This is a genomic window from Streptomyces sp. NPDC001348, from assembly GCF_053597535.1.
In genome coordinates this window covers 335,141-341,148 of sequence record NZ_JBSFIK010000003.1, presented here as the reverse complement: position 1 = coordinate 341,148, position 6,008 = coordinate 335,141, and the positions used below count along the sequence as shown (strand labels likewise).

Genomic DNA, 6,008 nt, shown 5'->3' with positions numbered 1-6,008 from the left:
CTCCGCGGCTTCGAAGCGCACTGCCTCACGCTTCGCCCGCCCCGCAGCGGTCAGGCCGCCGCCATCCGCGTACCTCATGACGAGGATGTAGCACCGCCAACGCCCCGCTGTCACCCCACCCTTTCAACCTCAGCGGCATGGTGAACCAGCCACTCCATGTGGTCGCTGTGCGAGACTTCACCGTCCACATCCGCGACTCGAAGGCCACGGCCCGTCCCACCCTCGCCTTCTCGGCGCGCAGGTGGACGGCCTTCGTGGACTTCGCAGCCCGGACGGCGGTGGAGTAACCGCCTCATCACACTCGGTGCGACACCGCGGAGCGGGGGCCGGTGCCCTCACAGGTTCCTCCCAGGCGGCTCACCGGTCTCCCTGAGCGGGGCGCCATAGCGTCACGGGTACGCACTGACCGAGGTGGGGAGAGAGATGAGCAGCGAGACGAAGAAGAGGGCCTGGGCCGTGGTCTGCGCCGTCGCCACGGTGGTCCTCGGGCCGGCCGCCGTCACCGCGTCCGCGCTGGATCAGGCCAACAAGGCGCCGATGCACCACGCGGTGCGGGCCGAGCAGGTGCAGGGGTACATCCCGGCGGACAGCACCGGCCGGCGGCGTGCCGACGTCTGAGGGTCAGGTCTTGAAGCGGGCCCACAGGCGGGGGTAGCGCTCGGCGAGCGCCGTCTCGTCCTCGAAGTCGAGCGGTGTGCCCTCCGGCTCCGCCGGGGCCGGGGCGATGCCCAGGTCGGGGGCCACCGTGCCGGTGAGCTGCTCGTAGGCCTCGTCCGCCGCGTAGCCCAGTTCCTCGCCGTCGCCGTCGATCTCCTCGTCGAAGTCGTCCAGGAGCTCGGCCAGCGAGTCCGGGGCGTGCACCGCGCCCTCGTAGACCTCGCGGCCCTGGCCGATCAGCCAGCAGCGGAAGAAGTCGAACGCGTCGTCGCTGGCGCCGTCGAGGAGCACCCAGGCGGCACCCCACAGGTCCCAGGTGTACGCGCGGTTGTAGCGGGCCTCGAAGTGACGGGCGAAGTCCAGGACCATGTCCGGGTCCAGCGTCAGGAGCCGGTCCACGAGCAGGTCCGCCTGCTCCTCGGGGTCGCCCTCGGCGGCGTCGCGGGTGGCGTCCACCAGCTCCCAGAACTCCATCTCGTCCATCACGGCTCCAGCATCGGCCCTCCGGCACGGGGACGCACGCGGAGTGCGGCGGATCGCTACGGGCAGGAGTACAGCGCGGCCAGCCGCCTCGCGTCCAGCGCGAAACGCGCCCGCAGTGACTCCGGCGCCAGCACCTGCACCTCCGGGCCGAGCGCGGTGAGCTGGGCGTGCGCCACCTCCTCGGACTCCACGCGCAGGGTCAGGGTCAGCCAGCCGTCGTCGTCCGCCGGGCCCACAGGCAGTGTCGCGTCCCGGGCGGACACGGGGTCCACCGCGTACGGCAGCCTTCGTACCCCCTCCGCCGACAGCCGGACCGTGACCTCGGCGCGCAGGATCGAGCGGGCGAATTCCTCCGCCTCCCGTGCCCAGTGGGCGGGCAGGTCGAAGTCCTCGTCCCGGTCGAAGCGGGTCCCCGAGGGTTCGACCGTGGTGAAGCGGTCCATGCGGTAGGTCCGGAAGGTGCCAGGACCGGGGATCCTCGCGCACAGGTACCAGACGCCTGCCTTGAGTACGAGCCCGTACGGCTCCAGCTCCCGCTCCACCTCCGTGCCGTCCCGCCGGTAGCGGGCCGTCACGCGGCGGTCGTCCCACACCGCCTCGGCGATCGCGGGCAGCAGTGCCGGTGTCTCCGGCTCACGGAACCAGGCCGGGGCGTCCAGGTGGAAGCGCTGGGCCGCCGTGCGCGGGGCGTCCCGCAGGGAGGGCAGCAGGGCCGCCGACACCTTCAGCCGGGCCGCCGAGGCCACGTCCTCCAGGCCCATCTCCCTGAGCGCTCCCGGCACGCCGGACAGGAACAGCGCCTCCGCCTCCGTCCGGGCCAGGCCCGTCAGCCTGGTCCGGTAGCCGCCGACCAGCCGGTAGCCCCCGGCCCGGCCCCGGTCCGCGTACACCGGCACCCCCGCCTCCGACAGCGCCTGCGCGTCCCGCGTGACCGTCCGCTCCGACACCTCCAGCTCGCGCGCGAGCTCGGCGGCGGTCATGGCGGGACGGGACTGGAGCAGGAGCACCATCTTGATCAGGCGGGCGGCACGCATGCGTTCATGATGCCGGGGACCACTGACAGCGCCCACGGACAGCGGGAGGGGCACGGCGACCACGCCGTGCCCCTCCCGTCCAGCGACGTCCAGCGACGTCCAGCGACGTCCAGGACGAACTACAGGCCGTACTTCTCCCGCGCTTCCTTCACCGCCGTCGCCTTGACCTCGCCGCGCTTCGCGAGCTGGGCGAGGGCCGCGACGACGATCGACTCCGCGTCGACACCGAAGTGGCGGCGGGCCGCCTCACGGGTGTCCGAGAGGCCGAAGCCGTCGGCGCCCAGCGAGGACCAGTCCTGCTCGACCCACTGCGCGATCTGGTCGGGGACCTGGCGCATGTAGTCGGAGACCGCGAGCACCGGGCCCTCGGCGCCCTGGAGCGCCTGGCGGACGTACGGCACCCGCTCCTCGCCGCGCAGCAGGGCCGCGTCGGCCTCCAGGGCGTCGCGGCGCAGCTCCGTCCAGGAGGTGGCCGACCAGACGTCCGCCGCCACGCCCCAGTCCTCGGCGAGCAGCGCCTGCGCCTTCAGTGCCCAGTGGATCGCGGTGCCGGAGCCCAGCAGCTGGATGCGCGGGGCGATGGGGGTACCGCCCTGCTCGAGCGAAGCCGAGAGCGAGGGGGAGGCGGGGGTGATGCCCGCCGACTCCGCCGTGTTGAAGCGGTACAGGCCCTTGACGATGCCCTCGTCGATGCCGGGGACCGACGGCTTGGCCGGCTGCGGCAGGGGCTCGTTGTAGACGGTCAGGTAGTAGAAGACGTTCGGGTCCTCGTCCGGGGCGGCCTCGCCGTACATCCGGCGCAGACCGTCCTTCACGATCGCCGCGACCTCGTAGGCGAACGCCGGGTCGTACGACAGCGCCGCCGGGTTCGTCGCGGCGATCACCGGGGAGTGGCCGTCGGCGTGCTGCAGGCCCTCGCCCGTCAGCGTCGTACGGCCCGCGGTCGCGCCGACGAGGAAGCCGCGGCCGAGCTGGTCGCCGAGCTGCCACATCTGGTCGGCGGTGCGCTGCCAGCCGAACATCGAGTAGAAGATGTAGAACGGGATCATCGCCTCGCCGTGCGTCGCGTACGACGTCGAAGCGGCGATGAAGTCGGCCATCGAACCGGCCTCGGTGATCCCCTCGTTGAGGATCTGGCCGTTCTGGGCCTCCTTGTAGTACATCAGCTGGTCGCGGTCGACCGGCTCGTACGTCTGGCCCTTCGGCGAGTAGATACCGAGGGACGGGAAGAGGCTCTCCATGCCGAAGGTGCGCGCCTCGTCGGGCACGATCGGCACCCAGCGCTTACCGGTTTCCTTGTCGCGCACCAGGTCCTTGACCAGGCGGACGAAGGCCATGGTGGTCGCCACGTTCTGGGAGCCGGAGCCCTTGTCGAAGGAGGCGAAGGCCTTCTCGGCGGGGGCGGGCAGCGGGGCGAGCGGGTGGACGCGGCGGGCCGGGGCCGGGCCGCCGAGCGCCGCGCGGCGCTCCTGGAGGTAGCGGACCTCGGGGGAGTCGGCGCCGGGGTGGCCGTAGGGGACCACGCCGTCGGTGAAGTCGCTGTCCTTGATCGGCAGGTCGAGCAGGTCGCGCATCGCCTTGAACTCGTCCACCGTCAGCTTCTTCATCTGGTGGTTGGCGTTCTTCGACGCGAAACCCGCACCGAGGGTGTGGCCCTTGACCGTCTGGGCCAGGATCACGGTCGGCGCGCCCTTGTGCTCGACGGCCGCCTTGTACGCGGCGTAGACCTTGCGGGCCTCGTGACCGCCGCGCGAGAGGTGGAAGCACTCGAGGATCTTGTCGTCGCTCAGCAGCTTCGCCATCTCGGCGAGCGCCGGGTCCTTGCCGAAGAAGTCCTCGCGGATGTAGGCCGCGTCCCGCGTCTGGTACGTCTGCACCTGGGCGTCCGGCACCTCGCGGAGCCGTCGTACGAGCGCACCCGTGGTGTCGAGCCGGAACAGCTCGTCCCACGCCGAGCCCCACAGCGTCTTGATCACGTTCCAGCCGGCGCCGCGGAACTGGGCCTCCAGCTCCTGCACGATCTTGAAGTTGGCGCGGACCGGGCCGTCCAGGCGCTGCAGGTTGCAGTTGATGACGAAGGTGAGGTTGTCGAGTCCCTCGCGGGAGGCCAGCGCGAGCGCCGCCGTGGACTCGGGCTCGTCCATCTCGCCGTCGCCGAGGAAGGCCCAGACGTGGGACGAGGAGACGTCCTTGATGCCGCGCGCCGTCAGATAGCGGTTGAAGCGGGCCTGGTAGATGGCGGAGAGCGGGCCGAGGCCCATGCTCACCGTCGGGAACTCCCACAGCCAGGGCAGGCGGCGCGGGTGCGGGTACGACGGGAGTCCGTTGCCGCCGGCCTCCTGGCGGAAGTTGTCCAGGTGCTGCTCGGTCAGACGACCGTCGAGGAAGGCGCGGGCGTAGATACCGGGGGAGGCGTGGCCCTGGATGTACAGCTGGTCGCCCGAGCCGGCGGCGTCGCCGGACTCCTTGCCCCTGAAGAAGTGGTTGAAGCCGGTCTCGTACAGCCAGGCCGCCGAGGCGAAGGTGGCGATGTGGCCGCCGACGCCGTGTTTGCTGCCCCGGGTCACCATGGCGGCCGCGTTCCAGCGGTTCCACGCGGTGATCCGGGATTCCATCGCCTCGTCACCGGGGACGGCCGGTTCGGCGGCGGTCGGGATGGTGTTGACGTAGTCGGTCTCGAGGAGCTTCGGCAGCGCGATGCCGCCCGCCTCGGCGCGCTCCAGCGTGCGCCGCATCAGGTACGCGGCGCGGTGCGGCCCGGCCTCCCTGGCCACGGCGTCCAGGGAGGCCTGCCACTCGGCGGTCTCCTCCGGGTCGCGGTCCGGGAGCTGGTCGAGCGCGCTCGGCTGGATGGCGTTGGGGTCGGTCATGTCGCCGCCTTCCTCAGTCGAAGGGGGTTCCCTCATCGGTGAAGGGTTCGGGGGTGCCCTTGGTCTTTGGCAGGACAGGGCTGAAGGACTTCGGGGGTGGAAGCCCGTCGAGGACTGTAACTCCCTGATCGATGATCGATCAAAGGGTTGAGGGGCAAAACCTCTTGATCACGAGAAAGTCGGCACGGGGTGCCTCCGGCGGGGGCACAGAGTGTCGCGACTGGGCAGTGTTTTCGCAGGTCGAGCGGCGTTTGAGCAGGGGAGTGCTCTGGTGTTCGACAGAGTCGGCGAGGCGTCAGGCGCGCGGAGCACAGCCCAGCACATGGGCCTTCACCAGCTCCGCGATGCGCGGGTCCCGGCGCTTGAAGGCCTGCACCAGCTCCTCGTGCTCCTCCGCGTACGACTGCTGGACCGTGCCCAGCCAGCGGATGGAGAGGGCGGTGAACACCTCGATGCCCAGTCCCTCCCAGGTGTGCAGCAGTACCGAGTTGCCCGCCGCGCGGACCAACTCGCGGTGGAAGCCCACCGTGTGGCGGACCTGACCGGTACCGTCGGTGTTGCGGTCGGCCTCGTACAGCGCGATGACGTGCGGTTCGAGGGCCGAGCAGTCCTCGGCGAGCCGGCCGGCCGCCAGTTCCGCCGCTATGGCCTCGAGCCCGGCCCGGACGGGGTAGCTCTCCTCCAGGTCGGCCGCGGTCAGGTTGCGCACCCGTACGCCCTTGTTCGGCGCGGACTCGATCAGGCGCAGCGATTCCAGCTCGCGGAGGGCCTCCCGTACGGGGGTCTGGCTGACCTCCAGCTCGGTGGCGATCCGGCGCTCGACGATCCGCTCACCCGGCTGCCAGCGCCCGCTGACGATCCCCTCCACGATGTGCTCGCGGATCTGCTCGCGCAGCGAGTGGACGACGGGCGCGGTCATGGGGGCTCCTTAGGGAGGGGCCGTACTGCGGTCCCCGGGGCTTCG

General features: G+C 71.3%; 6 protein-coding genes and 1 pseudogene. 2 read left to right on the top strand and 5 right to left on the bottom strand.

All coding sequences use genetic code 11. From position 1 onward, the window contains the following. Positions 1 to 78: pseudogene (locus ACWC21_RS05135) on the bottom strand (helix-turn-helix domain-containing protein); the annotation flags it as partial. 59 nt (positions 79 to 137) lie between these two features. On the opposite strand from ACWC21_RS05135, the gene ACWC21_RS05130 reads away from it, so the two are divergent. Continuing rightward, positions 138 to 287, top strand: a complete 150-nt coding sequence (locus tag ACWC21_RS05130; protein WP_450878258.1) for a DUF397 domain-containing protein — start codon at positions 138 to 140, stop codon at positions 285 to 287. Between the two features lie 136 nt (positions 288 to 423). Next, positions 424 to 618 carry a hypothetical protein gene (locus ACWC21_RS05125; protein WP_450878256.1) on the top strand — a complete coding sequence of 65 codons (195 nt, stop codon included), beginning with the start codon at positions 424 to 426 and terminating at the stop codon, positions 616 to 618. A 3-nt stretch (positions 619 to 621) separates the two neighbouring features. On the opposite strand, the gene ACWC21_RS05120 is transcribed toward ACWC21_RS05125, so the two are convergent. The 4 genes from ACWC21_RS05120 to ACWC21_RS05105 all read right to left on the bottom strand — a co-directional run bounded on the left by ACWC21_RS05120 (position 622) and on the right by ACWC21_RS05105 (position 5,963). Then, on the bottom strand, positions 622 to 1,140 hold the full coding sequence (locus tag ACWC21_RS05120; protein ID WP_450878254.1) for a DUF4240 domain-containing protein: 519 nt from the start codon (positions 1,138 to 1,140) through the stop codon (positions 622 to 624). Positions 1,141 to 1,196: 56 nt separating this feature from the next. Beyond that, entirely contained in the window at positions 1,197 to 2,174 is a 978-nt protein-coding gene (locus ACWC21_RS05115; RefSeq protein WP_450878252.1) for a helix-turn-helix transcriptional regulator, read from the bottom strand. Between the two features lie 119 nt (positions 2,175 to 2,293). Continuing rightward, positions 2,294 to 5,044 (bottom strand): pyruvate dehydrogenase (acetyl-transferring), homodimeric type, encoded by a 2,751-nt coding sequence (gene aceE / locus ACWC21_RS05110; protein WP_450878250.1) that lies wholly within the window; start codon positions 5,042 to 5,044, stop codon positions 2,294 to 2,296. A 295-nt stretch (positions 5,045 to 5,339) separates the two neighbouring features. Next, entirely contained in the window at positions 5,340 to 5,963 is a 624-nt protein-coding gene (locus ACWC21_RS05105) for a GntR family transcriptional regulator (RefSeq protein ID WP_450878248.1), read from the bottom strand. Positions 5,964 to 6,008: the final 45 nt, after the last annotated feature.